Source organism: Micromonospora sp. NBC_01412, assembly GCF_045040215.1.
In the GTDB taxonomy this organism is placed as follows: Bacteria; Actinomycetota; Actinomycetes; order Mycobacteriales; family Micromonosporaceae; genus Micromonospora; species Micromonospora rubida.
Window position 1 is genome coordinate 2,290,091 of sequence record NZ_CP109528.1, and the last position, 19,875, is coordinate 2,309,965.

Annotated in this window: 23 protein-coding genes and 1 pseudogene; 10 read left to right on the forward strand and 14 right to left on the reverse strand. The window is 69.4% G+C overall.

Annotated features, from left to right (window positions below):
- Window positions 1–48: 48 nt before the first annotated feature.
- Together istA and istB are read left to right on the forward strand one after the other, a co-directional pair.
- Window positions 49–1,718 (forward strand): annotated as a pseudogene (istA, locus tag OG617_RS10350) (IS21 family transposase).
- A complete protein-coding gene (gene istB / locus OG617_RS10355) occupies window positions 1,715–2,587 on the forward strand; it encodes an IS21-like element helper ATPase IstB (RefSeq protein WP_405100753.1) in 873 nt (290 codons plus the stop codon). Before istA ends, istB begins: the two are co-directional and overlap by 4 nt.
- A 161-nt stretch (window positions 2,588–2,748) precedes the next feature.
- Here istB and OG617_RS10360 read toward each other — a convergent pair whose 3' ends face one another.
- From OG617_RS10360 to OG617_RS10395, 8 genes are all read right to left on the reverse strand, one after another.
- Window positions 2,749–3,318, reverse strand: a complete 570-nt coding sequence (locus OG617_RS10360) for a dihydrofolate reductase family protein (protein WP_405100755.1) — start codon at window positions 3,316–3,318, stop codon at window positions 2,749–2,751.
- Window positions 3,319–4,116: 798 nt separating this feature from the next.
- Complete coding sequence (locus tag OG617_RS10365) at window positions 4,117–4,302, reverse strand: AlpA family transcriptional regulator (protein ID WP_030329852.1); 186 nt, start codon at window positions 4,300–4,302, stop codon at window positions 4,117–4,119.
- Window positions 4,299–6,062 carry a replication initiator gene (locus OG617_RS10370; protein WP_405100758.1) on the reverse strand — a complete coding sequence of 588 codons (1,764 nt, stop codon included), beginning with the start codon at window positions 6,060–6,062 and terminating at the stop codon, window positions 4,299–4,301. Before OG617_RS10370 ends, OG617_RS10365 begins: the two co-directional genes overlap by 4 nt.
- Window positions 6,059–6,643, reverse strand: a complete 585-nt coding sequence (locus OG617_RS10375) for a DUF2637 domain-containing protein (RefSeq protein ID WP_405100760.1) — start codon at window positions 6,641–6,643, stop codon at window positions 6,059–6,061. The genes OG617_RS10370 and OG617_RS10375 overlap by 4 nt, the downstream gene beginning before the upstream one ends.
- Window positions 6,640–6,831, reverse strand: coding sequence for a hypothetical protein (locus OG617_RS10380; RefSeq protein WP_405100762.1), 192 nt, complete (start codon window positions 6,829–6,831; stop codon window positions 6,640–6,642). Before OG617_RS10380 ends, OG617_RS10375 begins: the two co-directional genes overlap by 4 nt.
- Window positions 6,832–6,836: 5 nt before the next feature.
- Window positions 6,837–7,091: a hypothetical protein gene (locus OG617_RS10385; protein WP_405100764.1), complete on the reverse strand. Its 255-nt coding sequence runs from the start codon at window positions 7,089–7,091 to the stop codon at window positions 6,837–6,839.
- Window positions 7,088–8,704 (reverse strand): FtsK/SpoIIIE domain-containing protein, encoded by a 1,617-nt coding sequence (locus OG617_RS10390; RefSeq protein WP_405100766.1) that lies wholly within the window; start codon window positions 8,702–8,704, stop codon window positions 7,088–7,090. The genes OG617_RS10385 and OG617_RS10390 overlap by 4 nt, the downstream gene beginning before the upstream one ends.
- 274 nt (window positions 8,705–8,978) lie before the next feature.
- Window positions 8,979–9,374 carry a transcriptional regulator gene (locus OG617_RS10395; RefSeq protein ID WP_405100768.1) on the reverse strand — a complete coding sequence of 132 codons (396 nt, stop codon included), beginning with the start codon at window positions 9,372–9,374 and terminating at the stop codon, window positions 8,979–8,981.
- Window positions 9,375–9,579: 205 nt separating this feature from the next.
- On the opposite strand from OG617_RS10395, the gene OG617_RS10400 reads away from it, so the two are divergent.
- The gene (locus OG617_RS10400) at window positions 9,580–10,017 is read left to right on the forward strand and encodes a hypothetical protein (RefSeq protein WP_405100770.1); all 438 of its coding nucleotides are present in this window, start codon (window positions 9,580–9,582) and stop codon (window positions 10,015–10,017) included.
- Here OG617_RS10400 and OG617_RS10405 read toward each other — a convergent pair.
- From OG617_RS10405 to OG617_RS10420, 4 genes are all read right to left on the reverse strand, one after another.
- The gene (locus OG617_RS10405; RefSeq protein ID WP_405100772.1) at window positions 10,007–10,783 is read right to left on the reverse strand and encodes a glycosyltransferase family 2 protein; all 777 of its coding nucleotides are present in this window, start codon (window positions 10,781–10,783) and stop codon (window positions 10,007–10,009) included. The two genes, OG617_RS10400 and OG617_RS10405, sit on opposite strands and share 11 nt — an antisense overlap.
- On the reverse strand, window positions 10,771–11,592 hold the full coding sequence (locus OG617_RS10410; RefSeq protein WP_405100774.1) for a GntR family transcriptional regulator: 822 nt from the start codon (window positions 11,590–11,592) through the stop codon (window positions 10,771–10,773). Before OG617_RS10410 ends, OG617_RS10405 begins: the two co-directional genes overlap by 13 nt.
- 133 nt (window positions 11,593–11,725) lie before the next feature.
- Window positions 11,726–12,070 (reverse strand): hypothetical protein, encoded by a 345-nt coding sequence (locus OG617_RS10415; protein WP_405100777.1) that lies wholly within the window; start codon window positions 12,068–12,070, stop codon window positions 11,726–11,728.
- Window positions 12,063–12,242: a hypothetical protein gene (locus OG617_RS10420; RefSeq protein ID WP_405100779.1), complete on the reverse strand. Its 180-nt coding sequence runs from the start codon at window positions 12,240–12,242 to the stop codon at window positions 12,063–12,065. Before OG617_RS10420 ends, OG617_RS10415 begins: the two co-directional genes overlap by 8 nt.
- Before the next feature lie 702 nt (window positions 12,243–12,944).
- On the opposite strand from OG617_RS10420, the gene OG617_RS10425 reads away from it, so the two are divergent.
- A complete protein-coding gene (locus OG617_RS10425) occupies window positions 12,945–13,367 on the forward strand; it encodes a GntR family transcriptional regulator (RefSeq protein ID WP_405100781.1) in 423 nt (140 codons plus the stop codon).
- A gap of 535 nt (window positions 13,368–13,902) precedes the next feature.
- Window positions 13,903–14,202 carry a transposase gene (locus OG617_RS10430; RefSeq protein ID WP_405100783.1) on the forward strand — a complete coding sequence of 100 codons (300 nt, stop codon included), beginning with the start codon at window positions 13,903–13,905 and terminating at the stop codon, window positions 14,200–14,202.
- Between the two features lie 462 nt (window positions 14,203–14,664).
- Here the strand turns inward: OG617_RS10430 and OG617_RS10435 are convergent, their stop codons facing one another.
- Complete coding sequence (locus tag OG617_RS10435) at window positions 14,665–15,207, reverse strand: DUF5990 family protein (RefSeq protein ID WP_405100785.1); 543 nt, start codon at window positions 15,205–15,207, stop codon at window positions 14,665–14,667.
- 276 nt (window positions 15,208–15,483) lie between these two features.
- Between OG617_RS10435 and OG617_RS10440 the strand changes: the two genes are divergently transcribed.
- The 4 genes from OG617_RS10440 (at window position 15,484) to OG617_RS10455 (ending at window position 18,659) form a co-directional block, all read left to right on the forward strand.
- Window positions 15,484–16,086, forward strand: coding sequence for a VOC family protein (locus OG617_RS10440; protein WP_405100787.1), 603 nt, complete (start codon window positions 15,484–15,486; stop codon window positions 16,084–16,086).
- A 28-nt stretch (window positions 16,087–16,114) separates the two neighbouring features.
- Window positions 16,115–17,095, forward strand: a complete 981-nt coding sequence (locus OG617_RS10445; protein WP_405100789.1) for an ArsR/SmtB family transcription factor — start codon at window positions 16,115–16,117, stop codon at window positions 17,093–17,095.
- A 146-nt stretch (window positions 17,096–17,241) separates the two neighbouring features.
- Window positions 17,242–17,709, forward strand: a complete 468-nt coding sequence (locus OG617_RS10450; RefSeq protein ID WP_405100791.1) for a peptidase inhibitor family I36 protein — start codon at window positions 17,242–17,244, stop codon at window positions 17,707–17,709.
- 74 nt (window positions 17,710–17,783) lie between these two features.
- Window positions 17,784–18,659, forward strand: a complete 876-nt coding sequence (locus OG617_RS10455) for a hypothetical protein (RefSeq protein ID WP_405100793.1) — start codon at window positions 17,784–17,786, stop codon at window positions 18,657–18,659.
- Window positions 18,660–18,796: 137 nt separating this feature from the next.
- Here the strand turns inward: OG617_RS10455 and OG617_RS10460 are convergent, their stop codons facing one another.
- On the reverse strand, window positions 18,797–19,102 hold the full coding sequence (locus OG617_RS10460) for a hypothetical protein (protein ID WP_405100795.1): 306 nt from the start codon (window positions 19,100–19,102) through the stop codon (window positions 18,797–18,799).
- Between the two features lie 298 nt (window positions 19,103–19,400).
- On the opposite strand from OG617_RS10460, the gene OG617_RS10465 reads away from it, so the two are divergent.
- Window positions 19,401–19,739, forward strand: a complete 339-nt coding sequence (locus OG617_RS10465) for a transposase (RefSeq protein ID WP_405100797.1) — start codon at window positions 19,401–19,403, stop codon at window positions 19,737–19,739.
- Window positions 19,740–19,875 lie beyond the last annotated feature (136 nt).

Consider the following 19,875-nt stretch of genomic DNA (forward strand, 5'->3'; position numbering starts at 1 on the left):
GATCGGCGGGGGGGACTCTGCACCGTCGGTTTTGTCGGGAGGCCGTTGGTGTTGTCGCGTGTCGAGTTGTTCGAACGGATTCGTCGAGATCGCCGGTTGGAGCCGGAAGTCTCCATGCGCGAACTCGCGCGCCGGTACGGGGTGCACCGCCGCACTGTGCGGGCGGCGTTGGAGGCGGCCGCGCCGCCACCTCGCAAGAAACCGGCCAAGACCAGGGTGTTGATTCTGGAGCCGGCGATGGGCTGGATCGACGCGATGCTGCGCGAGGACCTGAGCGCCCCACGCAAGCAGCGCCACACGATGCAGCGGATTTACGACCGGTTGCAGGTCGAGTACGACTTCAACCTGGCCAGCTACTCCACGATCTGCAACTACGTCAACCAGCGCCGCCCGCAGATCCTGGCCGAGGCCCGCGAGGGCCGGGTCCATCTGGAAGGCACGGTCCCGCAGGTCCACGAGCCGGGCGCGGAGGCCGAGGTCGACTTCGCCGACGTGTGGGTGCGCCTGGCGGGCGAGCCGGTGCAGTGCCACCTGTTCACGCTGCGGCTGTCGTATTCGGGTAAGGCGGTGCACCGCGTCTACGTCTCGGAGAGCCAGGAGGCGTTCATGCAGGGCCACGTCGAGGCGTTCCAGGTTTTCGGCGGTGTCCCGACCCGACACATCCGATACGACAACCTCAAGCCGGCGGTCAACCGGGTCTGCTTCGGGCGCACCCGCGTCGAGTCGCAGATGTGGACGACGTTCCGCTCGCACTACGGCTTCGACGCGTTCTACTGCATGCCCGGCCAGGAAGGCGCCCACGAGAAGGGCGGCGTTGAACACGAAGGCGGCCGGTTCCGGCGCACCCACCTCGTCCCGGTACCCGAGGTCGAAACCCTCGACGAGCTCAACGAACGCATCGCCGCGATCGACAAGGCAGAGGACAACCGGCACGTGCACGGCCGCCCGACGAGCATCGGGTTCGACTTCGCCACCGAGCAGGACCTGCTCGCGCCGCTGCCCGACGACGAGTTCGACTGCGGCATCACCCTCACGCCCACGGTCCGCCGCGACTCGCGCATCGTGGTGCGGCAGAGCTACTACTCGGTCCCGGCGCGGTTCATCGGCCGGCAGGTCCGGGTGAGCCTGCGCGCCAACGAGCTGCTGGTCTTCGACCGCAACCGGATCGTGGCCCGGCACCCTAGGCTGACGCGCCGCTACCACTACCGCGACGAGTTGGATCACTACCTGGAGGTCCTGCTCGTCCGCCCCGGCGCTCTGGCCGGCTCGACGGGGTTGGCGCAAGCCCGTGAGGCGGGGACGTTCACCGCCACCCACGACGCGTTCTGGGCCGCCGCGCGCACCGCGCACGGCGACGCCGCGGGCAGCCGGGCGCTGATCGAGGTGTTGCTGCTGCACCGGCGGATGTCACACGAGGCGGTCCTGGCCGGGATCACCGCAGCCCTTCAGGCCGGCTCCAGCAGCCCCGAACTGGTCGCCATCGAGGCCCGCAAGGCCGACCGGGCGGTCGAGCCCGAGGTGCTGCTCACCGACGAAGACGTGGCCGAGGCGGACCTCAACCCCGCGCCCGACGACGGCGGTGACCTCGATGTCGGCGGGGCCACCGTGATCACGTTGCCCACCCGGCGCACCCCTATCCCGGAAGACACCCGCCCCCGCCCTCAGTGGCCGTCTATGACCAGCTGCTGACATACCGAACCTCGAAAGGCACCGCATGAGTCCCGCCACCGGCACCGCCGCAGCCAGGCCACCCGCACCCTCCACGGACGCGGCCCGGCCGCCCGCGCCGGCGCAGACTCGTGCTGTCAGGGAACGCTTCATCGCCCCGGGCATGGACCCCGTCGACGCCGCGATCGAGCAGGCCGCCCGCACCCTGCACCTGCCGACTATCCGCGACGGCTACGACGAGGCCGTCGAGCACGCCCTGCGCGAGCGGTCGACCTACAAGCAGTTCCTGGCCGACCTGCTCGGCGGCGAGGTCGCTCATCGCGACGAACGCCGCAAGCTGCGCCTGGTCCGCGAGGCGAACTTCTCCCGCCCCAAACGCATCGAGGACTTCGACTACCAGGCCAACCCGAACATCTCCGCCGAGCAGGTCAACACCCTCTGCCATCCGGCCTGGGTCGTCGCCGGGCAGCCGCTCTGCCTCATCGGTGACTCCGGCACCGGCAAATCGCACCTGCTCATCGGCATCGGCACCGCGATCGCCGAGGCCGGCATGAAGGTCCGCTACACCACCGCGGCGAACCTGGTCAACGAACTGGCCGAGGCCGCCGACGACCGGCAACTGACCAAGGTCATCGCCCGTTACGGACGCTGCGACCTGCTCTGCCTGGACGAGTTCGGCTACCTCGACCTGGACAAGGCCGGCGCGAAGCTGCTGTTCCAGATCTTCACCGACCGCGAGGAACGCCGCGCCATCGCGGTCGCCTCGAACGCTCCATTCTCCGAGTGGCGCAAGACCTTCACCGACCCGCGACTCTGCACTGCGATCGTCGACCGGCTCACCTACAACGCTCACATCATCGAGACCGGCAGCGACTCGTATCGGCTGCTCACGGCCAAGAAGAACCGCCGCAGCAGCTAGTGCCACGTCAGGCAACGTTTGCCCTGTCCGCTACCGGCACCTCGGGGCGATGTCCCCTGTCGATATGTCCGCGCGTTCGGGGGCACGGCCAGCGCGGGGCAACGCGACCCGAGCCGTCGTTCCGTCGCGAGGCAGCGGCCAACGTGCCAGGACAAATCACGTCAAGCCGGAACTCGCGTGGGTCGGTATCGCAGGGCGATCGCCCCCGACCGGAACGCATGGCGGTCCACGAGCTCGAGCTGGATGCGCTCGCGCAGACCGGCGAGCAACGTCGGCCCGTGTCCGGCAAGGACCGGCTGCACAAGGAACTCGTACTCGTCGATCAGTCCCAGATCTGCCAACGCCAGGGGGAGCGTCACGCCGCCCACCCACAGGCCCTCGCCTGGCTCCTGCTTGAGCCGCTGAACCGCTTGCCCCAAGTCGCCTCGCACCAGCTCGGCATTCCAATCGACCCCGCTCAGCGTGCTCGACACGACGTACTTCTTCGCCCGGTCGATGGTCTCGGCGAACGGGATCTGCCACTCATTCATCCAGTCAGGCCACGTGCCCGTGGCCGGCTTCCGCCACGCCGACTCCATCATCTCGTAGGTCACCCGGCCGAACAGCAGGGCATCGGCTCGTTCCATCTCAGCGGTCCAGTGGCGCATCGACTCCTCGTCCGGCGGGAGCCCTGCCTCGTGATGGCAGCAGCCATCGAGCGTGACGTTGATCGAGTATCGAAGTGGTCTCATCTCGTTGCTCTCCCTTGATGCGCGCCCCGCGTTCACCGGTCCATATTTAGACGACTGCCGGCGCCATTTCTCATCGGCGCCCCGATCGCACCTACTCAACACCTCGTGATGCGAACCAGACCGCAGACCGAGCGCGCGACCGATTCGGCGCTCGGGGCGTTCAGGTTCGCAACCGGACGGCGCCCATAACGCTCGACTTCGATGCACGGTGCCACGCCACCCTATCGCCGGCTCAGGGTAAACGACGAACGTCGCAAACGTTGCCTGACGCGGCACTAGCCCGACCGGACCATGCCAACCGGGGGCGACGCCACACGGCGTTGCCCCCGGTCCGCGTTTCCGGACACAAAGAAGCCGGGCCCGCCGATCCGCACCTGTCGGGGGCGCAGACCGGGCCGGCCCGGTTCGCCGACGATGCTACGGCCTCGCCCCGGCGACCCTGACGACGCCCGGCCGGTCCAGGTGGGGCCAAAACAAGTTGGAATCCACCGGCCGTCACCACGGCCTGACGACCCCCGGATGGGGCCAGAAGAAGTTGGAATCCGCGCAGCCGGCCCACCCACCCGACGATCCCAGAACCGGCCCAGGTGGGGCCAGAACAAGTTGCCAGATGATCAACGGTGGAGCCAGAAGAAGTTGCCGCAGTGGGGCCAGAACTAGTTCTCAGAAACAGCGCCAGGGCCTTGGTACGGAACATGTCCTCGAAGCGCTGGTTGCTCACCGCCCAGCGGACCCGCCAGGGCCGAGCCTTCCGGTCGGCGCGCTTGCCGATCTCCCAGATCTGGACCTCGTAGCTCTTCACGCGGCGTCCTGCTCCAGGTCACCGAGCCATCGGCCCAGCGCCGACCGGCGGACCCGCAGTTGCCCGTTCGGGAGCTTGATGACCCGTGGTCCCTTGCCGGTCTGCCGCCAGTAGAACCAGGTCGAGCGCGGTACGCGCAGCTCGGCGAGCACTTCCGGCACGGTCAACAGCTCCTCGTTCAACGTGATCCCTCCCCGTGGTGCTGCGGTGCGTTGTGCTGAGTTGCCGAAAGGTCGGGCGGTCCCTGGGCGGCCCGGTCCTTGGCGGCGAGTAGTTCGGAGCGCCAGCGGGCGCGTTCGCTGATCGACCGCATGAGCCGGTGGGTCAGCGGTCCCACGTCGGGGTCGTCGGGTCGGGCGAGTTCCCAGGCGTGCCGGACCCGCTCGGGTGTGTCGCCCTGGTCGTCGACGAGCTGGGCGCCGTCGGTGGTCGTGCCGAGCAGTGCGCGGACCCAGGCGCGGGCGTCGTGCTTGTGGTCGGCGAGGGTCCTGCCGGACCAGTCGCGAGAGACGAGGATGCGCCGGCCGCCGATGCCGAGGGTGTCCCGCTGGTGGACCTTGCCCTTGCACCGGCCCGGTTTGAGCCTGGCGTGTGCCTTCTTCGGCTGGACGCCGTAGAGCAGCCAGTTGGCGCACCGGTCGGTGCACGGGGTGAGCCGCAGTGCGTGCCAGAGCCGGTCGAGGTGCTTGCGCTGCCGGTCGGTGGTCGCTTTGTGGCAGTCACCGGTGTGCTTGGTGATGTACTTCGTGACGTACCGGATGGTTCGCTCGGCGTCGGCGGTGCCGGGCATGACGCCGCGCGCGTCGACCTGGGCGCCGAAGCGGGCGACGTGCACCGGTTCGGCGTCCGGGTTGTCGTCGAGGGCGTCGAGGGCTTCCGTCCAGGTGGTCAGCGGGTGGCGGGTGTCCGGGTCGACCCATGCGGAGGCGTCTGCGTCCCAGACCGGGGGTCGGTCGGCGGTGTACCGCTGGACGTCCACGCTCGGCCACCAGACCTGGTGGTAGGTGGCCGCCGCCACGGTGCGCAGGGTGTCGCGGGGGATGGTGCCCCGGATGGCGAAGTGCGCGTGTGGGGCGAGTCGGCGTTGCGGCTCGACGCAGCCGGCGTACTGGACGTTCCAGCCCTCGCAGCGGCGCAGGTTCTGCCAGAAACGGTCCAGGAGCCGGGGGAAGTGGACTGCGTCCCAGGCCGCGCGGCGGTAGTCGTACCGGTCGGGGTTGACCGGGGTGCCGTCGGGGCGGACCGGGCCGTACGAGTCGAGGGTGAGCGTGAGCCACATCGACGGCCGGTAGGTGGAGCCGTCCGAGGCGGTGTAGGTCTTGCCCACGGTGCGCCGCTCGACCTTGCGCCGGGGCAGCTCGGGGGCATCCTGGCGCCGCTTCGTGGAACGCTTGCGCCGGCGGCCGGTGTCCTCGTCGCCCTGGTCCTCGTTGACGCCCGCGTGGGGAGGTCCGACGCGACCGCGCAGACCCTCGGCAGCGATGGCTTCCTCGATCTCGCGGATGGCCTCGTCGAGGTCGGCGACCTGGTCCCACTGGCTCGCTCGTACCGCCTCGTCGCGGGAGAACTCCAGGTGTGCCCGGAACAGAATCAGCGACTTCTGCGCCTCGGTCGCAGGTTCCGGGCCGGGTAGCGGCTCGTCATCGCGGTGCCAGCCCTCGCGGATCTGTGCCTGCCGCAGCCGGCGGTTCTTCTTGGCGCACGGCGCGCACTTGTCCTCCCGGGTGGCGCCGCAGGGCAGGTCGATGACCTCGGTCAGGCCGGTGTCGAGATCCGTGCGGCGCATGGCGAGCGGGCGGACGCAGACGCCGTACTCGGCGGCGATCTCCTTGAGTACGTCGACCGAGCGAGGGAGCGCCATGCGGGCCGCCCGCGACCCCGGCCGAGGAGCAGCAGCCGGGGTCGGGGCGGGTTCGAGGCCGGGCAGGGTCGGAGCGGTCATCGGATGATCCCGACGACGTGCGGCCGGTTCGAGTGGATGACGCCACGCGGAGGCAGCACCACCGCCGGGGCGGGGACGACAGCCGGAGCCGGGACCGCCGGCGGCACGGGGTCAGCCGGACGCTCGGGTTCGGGGTGGTGGGTGATGGCCTGTTCGGGCACCTCGTGCCGGTCGGTCGGGGGTTGGTCCGGTTCGGGAGCCGCCGACGGCACGGCGGGAGTGTTGGACAGGACGACCTTCACCAGGGCGAGGAACGCCAGGGAGGGCACGGCCGCGACGGTCCAGCCCCACACCGAGGGTTCCGCTTCGGCGACCTGGGCGGCGAGCGACAGCAGCGGGAACGCGACGAGGAGCGAGGCGACCAGGCCGACCGGGCGACGTGCACGGCGGCGGGCGCGGAGTTCCAGGCCGAGGTAGATGGCCATCAGTTCGACGGCGACGGCGTTGGCCCAGCCGATCCAGTTCGGTTGGCCGTGGGCTACGGACAGGTCGTGGACGTGGGTGAAGGCAGCGGCGCCGGCCATCATGCCGATGGCGAGCAGGATCACCAGGCGTACGGCTGATTCGGTGCGCTCGGTCATCGCCACTCCTGCAACGGCTTCTCGCGGATGGTCAGGTCGATGCGGATGCGCCGGTCAGCCATGTCGGGTCGGCGGTTGACCATGTGCGCCAGGCCGTGCAGGGCGGCGGCGGCCTGGTCGGCGGGGCCGACGAGGCGGATGCGCAGCGGACGCCGGAGCCGGTTGATGAGGCGGGTGAGGGGGTTCATGGTGGTTACCTCCGGGCCGGTCGGATGTCGGTGCGGATGTAGTCGGGCGGGGTGCCGAGGGCGGCGACGGCTTCGGAGAGGCAGCGCCACAGCGCCCACGCCTCGTCGGGGGTCAGGGACATGCGGCGCCGGCCACCGCCGACGGCGAGATAGACCGGGTACGGGTCAGGCCGGTCGGGGTCGACGCGCACTGAGACAGCCGTGCTGCTCGTTCCGTCGGTGGCGGGGGCGCGGAGCCGGTAGAAGGTCGGGGTGGTCACCGCGGCTCGCCCCCGTCGGCGTCGAGGATGTCGCGCAGCGCGTCGGGCAGCAGTGGCCCGCGATGCGGCCGGGGCAGTGGCCGGCGGACCGGTTCCGGGGTCGACTCGCGGCCGACCTGGGCGAGGATGTCCGCCGCGTCGGCCGGGGCCGGGTACTGCTGGGCGAGGTCGCGGATGTGGTCGTCGGTGACGTACGAGAAGCGGACCCGCATGGGTTCCGGGGTGCCGTCGAGGATCACGTAGCCCACGCCCTTGGCCCATCGGGGCATCTGGTCGGCGAGGGCACCCCGGTTGCGGGCGCCGTCGCCGAGGACCATGTCGACCTGAGACGCCTCAGTCAGCCCGAGCGCGATGCGGGTCGGGAACAGGTCCCGGAACGGCAGCACCTCCTTGCGCGGGTCCTGCAACGCGGCCACCACCAGGACGCCGACGCCGGCACCCTGCGACAGCAGCAGCCCGAGCGGGCCGGCGATGCGCTTGCGCAGGTCGATGTCTTGCAGGTACGCGGTGAGCGCGGCCATCTCGTCGATGACGACCACGACCAGGGGGTCAGCCTCGGTCGGGGTGTGGACGCGGACCGTTCCGGCGAGCCGGGCCTGACGTTCCCGCATGACCGTCACGGCCTCGTCGAGGAGGTCGGCCATGGCCTCGAACGACTTGCAGGCGAACCGGGCGAACATCGGCCGGCCCATGGCAAACTCCATCCCGCCCTTGGGGTCGATCACCCAGAGCTGGACCAGGCCGGAGGTGATGCCGCCGGCCAGCGAGCGCACCAGCGACCAGAGCACCGAGCCCTTACCGGACCGGGTAGCCCCGCCGATGAGAACGTGAGTGGCGAGCAGGTGCAGGGACCAGGTGCCCAGGTCTTCCCGCCGCGCCAGGGGCAGGGCGGTGAGGTCGGGGACGGGCGGGGCGTCGAACGGTGCCACGACCGGCCGCAGGGCATCGGTGCGGACGAGCACCAGGTAGACCATGGTCGGCCGGTCGCGGAACCGGATCCGGTCGACCAGGCCGAGCAGCAAGGCCCAGTAGCCGGTACGGGTCGGCGGGTCGTCGGGCCGCTCGGAGTAGACGCGGGCGTGCCGCCGGCCGAAGGCGTACGCGAGGTTCGCCGTGACCTTCTGGAAGTCGGTCGGGGTCTGTCCCCGGACCATGCGGATGGTCAGCACGTCGAGGGCCTGATCCGAGCGCACGCGTAGCAGTTCGGGCAGGACGGGACGATGGTCGTACGTCTCGGCGAGGCCGCACAGGGTCATCGCCTCGTGCCACGCCCGCCGGTACACGAAGACCTGCCGGAACCGGCCGAGCAGCGGCCCGGCGCACCACCGCCACCAGGACGCCTCGTGGCGCCACCGCCACACGGCCGACACCGCCGACGCCAGGACGAGTGGCACGACCAGGCCCGGCCAGCCGTGGTCGGCGTAGAGGACGACGGCGAGCACGGCCAGGGCGACGGTGACCGGGTGGCGCAGGCACCACCAGCAGCCCCGGGCCAGCCAGCGCAGCACCAGGGCGAGGACGACCAACCACCGCGGCAGCGTGATCCGCTTGGGCCGGATCACCATCAGATCCCCGGCGGTTGTCATGAGCACCTCGCCGCGCGGCCGGCGCATCATCGCGCACCCCGCAGCGACACGAACCGGCCCGAGGAGTCCCGGACCGGAGGGAACGGAAGGACCAGCTGACCGACGCAGCCGTCACACCGGCCGTCGGCGCCGGTCGCCGGGTCGAATCGGGACTGACATACGTTGCACCGAGGCTGGGCCGGGGCAGGCGAACGTCTACGCTTGGACACGTCACTACCTCTCTCGTCAGAGCAGGGGGAAGAGACAGAGGGCGGGGCTGCCGTCCGCCAAGACCTGACAGCCCCGCCCCCACCTGATGCGGCTACGCCGCCGCCTTGTTGGCTACGCCCGCCGGGGCGCGCATCCCGGTCGCCCGCAGCGAGTACGCCATCCGGCCGTTGTTCGACACGTACGGCGTGACCGTCATGCCCTCGAACTCCACCGCCTCGAACGGGGTGCCCGTCGGCGGAACCGGCTGGTAGTCAGCCGAGATCTTCACCGTCGTCTCCCGCGACCGCTTCCCCAGCTCGGGGTCAAGGTCCATCACCCGGACCTGCCACACCCGCTGGCCGGTCAGCTTGTCCTTCGCCGGCGACCGCCGACCGGTCTTCTCGTCGTAGTCCTCCACCTCACCCAGGGACTCGGGCACCAACGCGCACCCCGCCGGGAACACGTCCTCACAACGCACGGCGAACCTCGTACCGCCACGCAGAGCCATCGCTCAACCTCCAAGTTGTTGGCATGTCTGCCAAGTTGGGATTACAAGGTAGGCAGCACTTGGCAGACAAGTCACCAAGCTTGGTGGGGGTCTTCGATGAATCCCGCGAGCGAGAGCGCGTGTGGACCTTGCCCCGGCGCGTTTCCCCGGGGTCCGGACGCTCTTCACCGGGTACCAAGCCCCGCCTTGGGGTAAGTCGGGCGCTATGCCAGGTCATGACGCATCAGTGGACGAGGAGCACTCCCGGCCAGCGGGGGTCGATGACACGACCGTCGAGGCGCTCGGCGAGTTGAGCAAGGCGCTGGAGACGATCCACCGGGTCCGAGGTCACCTGTACTCGGCGCACCAGCTCGTCGGCGGCGCGGATCTCACCCTCGATCGGGTGGTGAAGCTGCTCCGCGAGGCCGGGCACGACGAGGTGGCCGACCGGGTCGAGCACGAACTGTTGGGGCGGAACCTGCTACCCGGGCGGTGGACGTTCCAGATCGTGGAGGAGTTCGACGACGGCTACTACGCCACGTTCCAGGAGATCGAGCGGGATGCACGGGAAACGCTGGCCGGCGGGCGGCGGCACATCTACGAGGCGGAGATGAAGCAGCGGCGGCGTACCGACGGCATGCCGGGGCACGAGGCTACGCCGTAGCCGCCAGTGGCAGCCCGTTGGGCAGCATCGAGGCCAGGGCGTTGGCTCTGGCCTCGATGATCTTCATCCGTCCCTGATACTCCGCAGGTTCTCGGTGTGCAGCCTGGCTGGTCACCTGGCCGGGCCACTTCCGGTAGAGCAGGCCGTGCTCTCGTGTGAAGTAGCCTTCGCTGACTGCGCTGGCTGCCAGGAGCAGTCCGGTGTCTTCGGAGGCGGGTAGGGCCATCCAGCCGCCCAAGGCGAAGAGCAGCTCCCGGCGTACACAGAGGGTCGCCGGATGAACGGGTGCCCGGTAGTCGTTGGCCTTCCAAAAGGGCAGGACCGAGCCGCGGGGCACCACGCCTTCCGGCGGGTCTTTGTCCCACCCCACGGTTGACCCGTCGGGGAGCAGGTCGAGTACCCGCGAGGTCGTCCAGCCGATTTGCGGGTGGGCGGCAAACGCGGCGATGTCTCGGGCCAGGGCGCCGGGGGTCAGTTGGTCGTCCGCGTCCAGGACTTTGATCAGATTGCCTTCGGCGCGCGACAGGGCGAGAGTACGGGCGACACCAGGACCGCCGGGGCGACCGGCGCCGAGACTGATCCGAGGTTCCCCCGACAGCGCGTCAACGAGCGCGCCGGTCTGTCCATCTTCCTGGACGAGCCATTGCCAGTCCCAGCCGTCAGGCATCTCCTGCTGGTTCAACGACTCATAGGCGCCAGCAAGGTACTCGATGCTGGGCGCGTGGACCGGAGTGATGACCGAGACGATCTGCGTCAAGTTTTCCACCGCTGGAGTTTGTGGGAGTAGACAAGCTCGGTGCGGTCACCCGGCATCACCACGTCGGCAACCTCGACGACCCGCCCATTGGTGTCGAACGAGGTCTTCCGCACGGTGAGCACGGAGACGCCCGGGTCGATGTCCAGTAGCTCGGCTTCATCCGGCGACGGCGGGCGCGCGCGGACCTCATCGTCGATCCGGTCCAACTCGATGCCCAGCGTGTAGAGCTGATGCTGCGTGCCGCCCGGCCACGGCTCCTTGCCCTCGTCGAGCAAGTCCGGGTTCGCGGCCACCAAGTCGTACGGCAGGTAGGAGTACGACACTGTCAGCGGCGCGTTCTCGTGCTTCGAGGACGTCCAGTAGACCCGGCGCAGCAGCGGCGTACCCGGCTCGACGTGCAGGGCCGTCGCCATCTCGTCGTCCGCATCCACGCGGGAGTACTCGGCGTGGAACTTGAGGTCATCGACCGTCAGGCCGGTGTCGTGTTCGGTGGCGCCGGTCTTCAACCGCTCGGCCTCGTCGAGCAGGACGCGATCCTTTTCCCACTGGTACCGCTCGGTGTTGCGACGCCGTACGCGCTGGCGGGGTGCCCTCACGTAGGTGCCACGCCCCTGCTCCGCCCGGACCAAGCCCCATTCACGAAGCTGCCGGATGGCATTGCGGACGCTGGTGCGGGACAGGCCGGACGACTCGGCCAACTCGGTCTCGCTCGGCATGAGGGTGCCCGGCGCCAGCTCACCGCTCATGATTTTCGCCCGCAACTCTTCCGCGAGTTGCAGGTAGCGAGGGCGCCAGTCCCGGCCATGCACACCGGTCACCGTACCCCCTAGACGTTCCAACGTCTGCCAGGTGGTCCCGCCGGCGGGCCGCTCGGGAACCGGAGGGACCGCTACCGCAGGCCGCGTTGGTTGCTGCCTGCTCGGCGAGGGGGTCCGCCTGGCGAGCCGTCGGTCAGTGGTGCCCATCGCACCCCTCCAGAGATTGACCTTTGGTCATCATCGCCAGTCGCGCGTAGGTCAGTTCGTAGATGAGCCGGTCCAACTGGATCCGGGTGAGCAGGACCGATTGGGCGGCACCGTTCCGGGTGGCGTCGAGCTTCACCGCCAGGTCGCGCCGCGCAAAGCGGTCGAGCAGCAGTTGGACACTGATCCAGCCGGTCCGCTCCCGCCCGATGGCGGCGAGAAAGCCCCGATGCATCGGATCGTTCGGCCCGCACCCCCGGCACCACTGCGGGCATGTGCCAGGCATGGTCGACGCCGCTCGCCCGTTCTCGGCCTGGACCTCGCGCTCAATCATCGTCGCCTCCAGCTTCGCCAGCGGCCTGGTCCAGCAGACCGCGGAGCCGCTCGACCAGTTGGGCGGCCTGCGTCAGCGACAGCTCCGCCCAGGCGTTGCCGGCCCGGCAGGTCGCGTGCACCGCGATAAGGGGCGCCCGGGTGTCGGCGCCGATGAGGTACGTGACAACCATGCCGCTCTTTCGAGCGTCACCGAACCGGTACATCGGACCACGATGGCGACGGGCCATGTGCGTCATCAGCGGCGGCACCAGGTGGCCGCAGCGGTCCGGGGCACACCAGTCCGGGTGACTCATGGCGCCGGCCGGCCTGCTCGTACGCGTCATCGCGGCCACCGCCCGCCGTTGCCCCGGTACGTCTGCGCCAGCGTCATCAGCGGCGCGTACCGCAACGCGGGCAACTCCCGCGTCGGCCCCACCGACCACCATGGCGGAGCCGGAACGGACACCGCCGGTGGAGCCGATGGAGACCTGCAGCCGGCGGTTCGGGTCGGCAGCCACTTCCGAGACCACCAGGACGAGAACCAGCGGCGTCGACGATGGGAGCCGGGCATCGTACCTCCACAAGTAGACGGGGACCGGTGGCCGACCACGGGGGATCCAGCCGGCCACCGGCCCGGATGAAGGCACGACGCACCGTCCGACGCAGACGCGTCGGATATCGCCGAGCCAACTTGTCCGCGCGGCTACCGCAACCGGTCTGACAGGACGCCGCACGTCAGGCACGACCAGGGCAGGTGCGACACCACCCCTGATACGTGCCGTCACCCTGGCCGCACATAAGGAAACGTATCTACAAGTGGATGAGTTGTCTAGACGTCGAAACGGGCCACTTGGTCGGCACTTGGTAAGACAAGTGCCAGGTACGGTGAGCAGGTGCCCACCCCGCACTACGGACAGCCCCGCTACCGCGTCATCGCCGACGAGCTGAGGGAACGCATCGAGAGCGGCATCATCCCGCCGGGCGCTCTCCTACCGACCGAGAGCACGCTCACCGCCGAGTTCCGGGCGAGTCGCGGCACAATTCGCCAAGCCATAGCGGTCTTGCGGGAAGCGGACTTGGTCGCTACCGAACACGGCCGCGGCACCTACGCGAATCCCCGGCGGCACGAGAGCGGGCTAGACCAGGGGTCCGAACCGGAAACACAAAAACGCCAGATCCCCGCGGACCCGGAGCTTGCAGCCCTCTTCGCTGTCGATGTGGGCACGACCCTGATCGAACAACAGAGGGTCACCCGATCAAATGGCGCCGTCGGAACAGTCGTCAGAACCTACCGACTACTTCAATCGAACCAGTAGATACGTCCGCACCTTCGATACATCCTCAAGGCGGCCCTGAACGGGCCGCACGCGCCGCAGCCCGGGCGCGTGACGGCCGCTGCCGCTGTCGCTCCGCGGCTGTCACGCCTGACGCCCGGCGTCTGGCGCGGACAGCGGGAAGCTCGGAGGGCCGCCGCAGAACGACAGGCCGTTGGCTTGTGGTGTGGTGGGCCGGCAGCCGGCCGGGCCGCGCGGCCGCGAGCCCGCGCGGTGTAGGGGAGGGCACGCCGGCCGCGTCGGCGAGCTGGCGGCGGTCGCGGGGTTGCGGTTACTGCGCCTCCGGCGGGGGCGCTCCGGCTCCAGGATGGCCGGGGCTGCGCCGGCGGGTCACGGTCCGTGGGTGGTTGCGGAAGGAGCCATCCCGCCTGATGCCATCGACCGGGCAAGCCGAGCAGACCGCCGCCCGACCCGCCAGCGCCCGAACCTGTGTCAAGGCCCGCTTGATGTGGCGGGCCGGGCGGCGGCCCGCTCCCCACGAGGGCGGGTCGACGGCAGACGGGATGGCAGCAGATGGTTGGCGGAGTTCGACACCGGGTTCGCGTGGATCGCGGGCCGGTTCTCTCGGGTGGAGCCGCGTCGGCAGGCCCGCTCGTTCCTGCTCGGCTTGCTGTCGGATGTGGACACGCGGTCGTGTTGGCAGTTGGCGGAGCAGGCCGGGGACGCGCCGCACGCGATGCAGCGGCTGCTGGGCGAGGCGGTGTGGGACGCCGACGCGGTCCGTGACGACGTACGCGACTACGTGGTGAATGCCTTCGGCGACCCGGCCGGGGTGCTGATCCTCGATGACACCGGTGACCTGAAGAAGGGCAAGTAATGCCGAATTCGGCATTACACGCCTTATGCCGAGCCGGCGGTTATGCCGCAGTCCGGTGCGGATGCCATGCCGTTCGACGGCTGTTCGGCCCTCGACCGCTATTTATGTGGCGTCCCGGGCGGCTTGGACGAAGGCGCGGACCAGCGCGGTGTGGCCGGCGCTGCGCCACACCGGCGCGCACGGCAGGATCGGTCCGTCGGTGTTGGGCACGAAGGTGAAGTCCCAGCGCTGCCGGTCCTGCCGGCTGACCGGGATAGGTCGGCCGCGAACTGCCAGGGCAGGGTCGCCGAATAGCCAATCATCACGGCGGATCCCAACACCTTGGCGTCATCGGCAACCACGGTGGAACGCGCGTTCGCGCAGCCACGGTGGACCGGCGAAAGACCACTCCGCTTCCGCACCGGGGAAGTCGTACCGGGAGATGCGTTCGATCTGCCCCGGGCCAGGGTCACTCTCCGGCGATCACTCCACCGTCCAGGCGATGGCGGGAGGGCGGACCCGAGCGCACAGCGGCCCGCCGGCGGCATCAGTCAGACCGAGCCGGCCGACCAGGATCCCGCCGCCCTCGTGTGCGGCGCGGAGCAGCTCGGTCGGAACATCAGCGAACATCAGCTTCGCCCGCCTGAACATCGCGAAGCCGTCATCGGTCACCGCGCCCCAGCTCAGATACAGGAACCGCGCTCCGGGGCGCCCATGCACCCACGGTCCGCCGACATCCAGCATCCCGTCAATCTCCCGGCTGGACACCTCGAAGCTCCACGTCGCCTTAGCCGCGTCGGCCGCTACCTGATCGACCACCTCGGCCTTGCGCTGGCCCCCGACGTGCACGTTGCCGAGCCGCAGTGCGTCGGCCTCCGCACCGGCGCGCCGCCCCGGAAGGTCGGTGCCGTCGATCCGGATCCACATCCCACCGACTCTAGATTCTCGACCACGAACGTTGGCCCTGGGTCGACCCACTCGTCGCGATCCGCCGAAGAACACCGGATTCGGCATCAGGTTCTTCAAATGACCGCGCTTCACGGAACGCGCGCGCTGACCGGCGTGGCGGCGGTGATCAACTCGACGAGCACACCCACCGTGTTAGCATTCCGTCGCGCCCCAGATGGGCCTACCCCCCGGAGGTTGTGGCTACTTCAGCCGCCACGCCGAGATCAACACGACGTACGTGTGTCTCGCGCGGAGTCCGGGGCGTCGGTGCCTTCGGGGCTTTGTCATCGGTGCGGCTGGTGGACGCCGCGGGCATCTGGTCGGGTCTTCGGATCTACCGGCAAGACGGTACGCATGGCAGTCACGTTCAACCACACGATCATCGCCACGAAGGACAAGAGCGCATCGGCCGCGTTCTACCGGGAGCTGTTCGAGCTGCCGGAGGCACCATCGTGGGGGCCGTTCGCCAACGTCCTGCTCGACGAAGGTGTGCTGCTCCAGTTCGCCGAGCCGCCGGTGGACATCCAGATGCAGCACTACGCGTTCCTCGTCGACGACGAGCTGTTCGCGCGGTGCCTGGCGCGTATCGAGGAGCGAGGCATCACCTACTGGGCCGACCCGCAGATGAAGCGCCCCGGGGAGACCAACACCGAGCACGGCGGGCGCGGGTTCTACTTTCTTCGACCCGGCGGGGCACGCCATCGAGATCATCACCCGCCCGTACCTGTAGCCGGTTCGAGCGCTGACAACGCGCGGGTCGGGCCGTTCTCGGCGGGGACCGCCCCGCCGGGACCGGCCCCGCCGACCGATCATCGGCCGGCTCCGGGTGCCCCCGGGCGACCTCGACGATCACGGTACGGGTCACCGGACCTTCGCCGGTGCGAACAGTGTCCACGTCCACCAGACCCCATGCCGCGCCGCTTCCATGCTGTGATGAAACGACTCGAGAGAGCTTGAATCCACTGAGGACCAGGTAAAGTGTCGAATGATCACTCTGCGACTCGGCGTGCGGACGCTTGCCAGGACCCGATGGTCGGCTTCACCGGCCATGGAGGCCATGGCGTGGCTGGCCCTCGCCGCGAACACCCGCCGGCACGCGGTGTTCGGTGATCCGGGCCCGGTCGCACGAGGAGCTCTGCGGCATCCCGACGTGTCGTTGGTCGCCGATCTGCTGTCACCTCAGGGAGCCGGCTACATCCCCGATCTCCTGACGCCGAAACCGCGGCTCGGTTCGTGGCACGAGATCGTGGACGCCCAGCTCGCCGAGATCGAATCGGCCGCGCAGGACGCCGTTGACACCCAGGTGTTGTCCACCGCGGAGTCACATCGCGGCCGACCGCTGCCTCACCGTATCCGACGACTCGCCGAAGCCGGGCGACTGCAGCAGCGGCTCGCCGCCGGTGTCGCACACTTCTGGCGGGAGACGTTGCACGACGACTGGCCAGCGCTTCAGACAGTCATTGACAACGACATCGGCGCACGATCCATGGCCATCGCCGGGAACGGCATCGGCCAGGTACTCGGCCGGCTCCATCCACGGGTCAACTGGACCAGCGATTCGCTGATCATCGACACACCTCATGACCGCGTGGTCGACCTCACCGACCACGACCTCGTGCTCGCGGCCACCGTTCTGACATGGCCAACTCTCATGTTCCAGATCGACGATGCGATGCCCGCCACCATCTACTACCCGCCCAGCCGGGTCGGGAACCGCCGCTGCCGTGGTCCCGGGGGACTCACCGAGGTGGTCGGTGCCGTGCGCGCCGCACTGCTCACGGACCTCGAGGTCGCCCGCTCGACCGCAGAGTTGGCGACGCGGCACGGCGTGGCGGCCAGCACGGTCTCCTACCACCTCGGTGCGTTGCACCGCGCCCGGCTCGTCAGCAGGCATCGGGACGGCCGCCACGTTCTGTACCAACGCACAACGCGAGGCACCACGCTGGCAGACACCGCCGGGCCGTAAATCCAATGATGTGGGGCCGATTCGAACTGGTTCGAATAGTTTCGGCTGAACCTTTGCACCAGGGTTGACTGACCTCATCTACACCGGTGTCACCAACACCTCATCACTCAGCTCCGGCACAAAGATCCCACAGCTAAGGGAGACTCATGAAGCGACAAATCCTGGCGTTCTTCGGTGCGTTGGCGCTGGCGGCCAGCGGGCTCCTGGCCGTGGCCGGCCCGGCCCAGGCGTCGACGTCGCGCAACGGCGTGTGCGAGAGCGGCGAACTGTGCATGTGGCAGAACAACGACCTCCGCGGCGGTCGCTACGACACCGCCGCGACCACCGCGGACTTTCGGCAATGGACGTTCGTGGCTGCCTGTACTTCGGACTGCTCGCTGCAGGACAACGTCAGCTCGCTGCGCAACTACGATCCGGTGAATCCCGTCCGCCTCTTCGAGCACGAGAACTTCCGGGGCCTCTACTTCTGGCGTCAGAAGGCCAACAGCGGTCAGTCGGACGAGGCCCTGAACCTCACGCTGGACCGGGACCAGAACGGGAACAACTGGAACGACCGATTCAGCTCGTTCTGCTTCGTCTGGGCCGGCCAACCGCAAACGCGTTGCCGCCCATAGGACCGCGTCGAGGGGCTCGCGTCGGCCGTGAGGTAGGCGGCATCGCGGGCCCCTCCATCCTGAGCGAGGTCTTCATGCCCATGATCCGCAGGCAATTCGCGGCCCTCGTGCTGGCCTGCCTGGCCCTCGGTGCCGGTGCCGCTTGTGACCCGAGCGGGCCCGCGCAGCGGCCCGCCGAGCCATCGCCGGTGGCGACCATGAGCCTTCCGTTGGACCGCCTGTTTCCGTCTGGAGACGAGGACCTGCTTCTCCAGTGGGCCGAGGCGAAGCTGGTCGTGGCCTGCATGCGCAGGCTCGGCATCTCCTACCGGCCGCCGGAACAGCAGCGCACCGACCCGGCTGCCGCGCGGGACGGGTTGTACGGACTGGTGGAGCACGGCCAGGCACAGCGCCTCGGCTACCACGCCGCATCCGGCGGTGACCCGGCTGAAGACAAGGATCCACCGCTCCCAAAGGAGACGGCGGCGGCGCTTACCGGCACCCGGTTCGACGCCGGCGGACCGGTGCCGGCCGGCGGCCGGATCCCTGAGGGCGGCTGTCTCGGCGAGGCGAACCGGCGCCTGGCCGAGGGCGGGCCATCCGTCGGCGAGACGCTCCTGTACGACATGGCGCTGCAGGCCGGCCATCAGGCAGAGCAGGACCCGCGCGTTCAGGCCGGGTTCCGGGCCTGGTCGACGTGCATGGCCGGCAAGGGGTTCGTCTACGCCGACCCCTGGCAGGCCAACGACGATCCGCGGTGGAGCACCGACCGTCCCAGCGACGTGGAGCGCCGGACCGCGGTGGCCGACGTCGCCTGCAAGGACAGCACGGGTCTCGTGACGATCTGGCAGGCGGCGATGGTGGAGCACCAGCGGCGCACGATCGCGAGCCACTCCGCCGACATCGAACGCTACGAGCAGGCCAAGAGCGCCCGACTCGCCAACGGCCGACAGGTTCTGGCGACGATGTGAGGGCGCGCCGCGACCCGCACGATCGGGGCTTACGCATGGCCGTATCCGGGCTTCGCTGCGATCGGCCGTTGTTCGATGCCAGTGAAGGTGAGCCGACGTCGGGGTCGGTGGCGCGCGTCGGGTTGAAGGCCGGCCGGTCAGCGGGTGAGGCCGACCAGCGTGGCCAGGCGCGCCACGCCGGCCGGCGCCGGGTGCCCCGGGGCGACCTCGGCGATCACGGTACGCGCCACCGGCCGGCACCGGACCTCCGCCGGCGCGATGCTGTCGGCGTCCACCAGCGCCCGCGCGGCACCGCGCAGGTCACCCAGCGAGAGGTACGCCCGCGCGGCATCAATCAGGTACGCGCCCCGATACTCGACCGGCAGCCGCCACCACACCTTCCGCCGGATCACCGCCGCGTGCCGCTGCACCGCCTCGGTGGCGTCACCTCGCTGCGCTGCCACCACCACCCGCGCCAGGTCGACGGCGATCGGCCCGAAACTGGTGCGGTGCTGATCGTCGTACCCCCGGAGCCCGGCCGCGATGCCGGCGGCCCGGTCGTTCAGCCATGACCAGGCATCAATCGTGCGCCAAGTCGTAGGTCTTCAAGACCCTCAACGGGGGGTCCTCTCTCCCCCTGGTTCACGAGGACCTGGTTAATACTCCAGCGTCACTTGGCTTCGGCGTTGGGCGTGGCGTGGGCATGAGGACGGCCACCGCGTTGATCATCGATGGTTTGTGAGGACAACCGAAGATCGTGCGGTGGCCGTGTGCCGCAGCGTAGACCCCGCCGGGTGGCGGGTCATCCTGGACGAGGCGGTGACGCGTGTCGCTGGCCGGTTCATGCGAGCGGAGTCACGCCGGACGGCCGGGCAATTCGTGGAAGGGCTGCTGTCGGAGGCCGAACGCAAGACCTGCTGGTCACTTGCCGAGCGGGCTGGCCACTGCGATCCGCAGGCGATGCAGCGTCTGCTGCGCACAGCGGTGTGGGACGCCGACGCCGTCCGTGATGACGTTCGGGCCTGGCTGGTCGAACAGCTCGGCCACCCCGACGCGGTGCTGGTCACTGACGAGACCGGCTTCCTAAAGAAGGGCATGTAATGCCGAATTCGGCATTACATGCCTTATGCCGAGCCGGCGGTTATGCCGCATTGTTCCTGGTCGGTGCTGGTCATGGCGCTGATTGCCTGGTTGTTGCGCGGCATTACGCAGCGGTTGTCCGTCGGGGTCGAGGGTT

Bases quoted from the DNA above. Each gene is read 5' to 3' on its own strand.
- OG617_RS10440 (WP_405100787.1), top strand. From the start codon at position 15,484: ATGGCAGTCACGTTCAACCACACGATCATCGCCACGAAGGACAAGAGC.
- OG617_RS10445 (WP_405100789.1), top strand. From the start codon at position 16,115: ATGATCACTCTGCGACTCGGCGTGCGGACGCTTGCCAGGACCCGATGG.
- OG617_RS10380 (WP_405100762.1), bottom strand. From the start codon at position 6,831: ATGAACCCCCTCACCCGCCTCATCAACCGGCTCCGGCGTCCGCTGCGC.
- OG617_RS10390 (WP_405100766.1), bottom strand. From the start codon at position 8,704: ATGCGCCGGCCGCGCGGCGAGGTGCTCATGACAACCGCCGGGGATCTG.
- OG617_RS10450 (WP_405100791.1), top strand. From the start codon at position 17,242: ATGAAGCGACAAATCCTGGCGTTCTTCGGTGCGTTGGCGCTGGCGGCC.
- OG617_RS10420 (WP_405100779.1), bottom strand. From the start codon at position 12,242: ATGGTTGTCACGTACCTCATCGGCGCCGACACCCGGGCGCCCCTTATC.
- OG617_RS10455 (WP_405100793.1), top strand. From the start codon at position 17,784: ATGCCCATGATCCGCAGGCAATTCGCGGCCCTCGTGCTGGCCTGCCTG.
- OG617_RS10395 (WP_405100768.1), bottom strand. From the start codon at position 9,374: ATGGCTCTGCGTGGCGGTACGAGGTTCGCCGTGCGTTGTGAGGACGTG.
- OG617_RS10415 (WP_405100777.1), bottom strand. From the start codon at position 12,070: ATGATTGAGCGCGAGGTCCAGGCCGAGAACGGGCGAGCGGCGTCGACC.
- istB (WP_405100753.1), top strand. From the start codon at position 1,715: ATGAGTCCCGCCACCGGCACCGCCGCAGCCAGGCCACCCGCACCCTCC.
- OG617_RS10370 (WP_405100758.1), bottom strand. From the start codon at position 6,062: ATGACCGCTCCGACCCTGCCCGGCCTCGAACCCGCCCCGACCCCGGCT.
- OG617_RS10375 (WP_405100760.1), bottom strand. From the start codon at position 6,643: ATGACCGAGCGCACCGAATCAGCCGTACGCCTGGTGATCCTGCTCGCC.
- OG617_RS10360 (WP_405100755.1), bottom strand. From the start codon at position 3,318: ATGAGACCACTTCGATACTCGATCAACGTCACGCTCGATGGCTGCTGC.
- OG617_RS10400 (WP_405100770.1), top strand. From the start codon at position 9,580: ATGCCAGGTCATGACGCATCAGTGGACGAGGAGCACTCCCGGCCAGCG.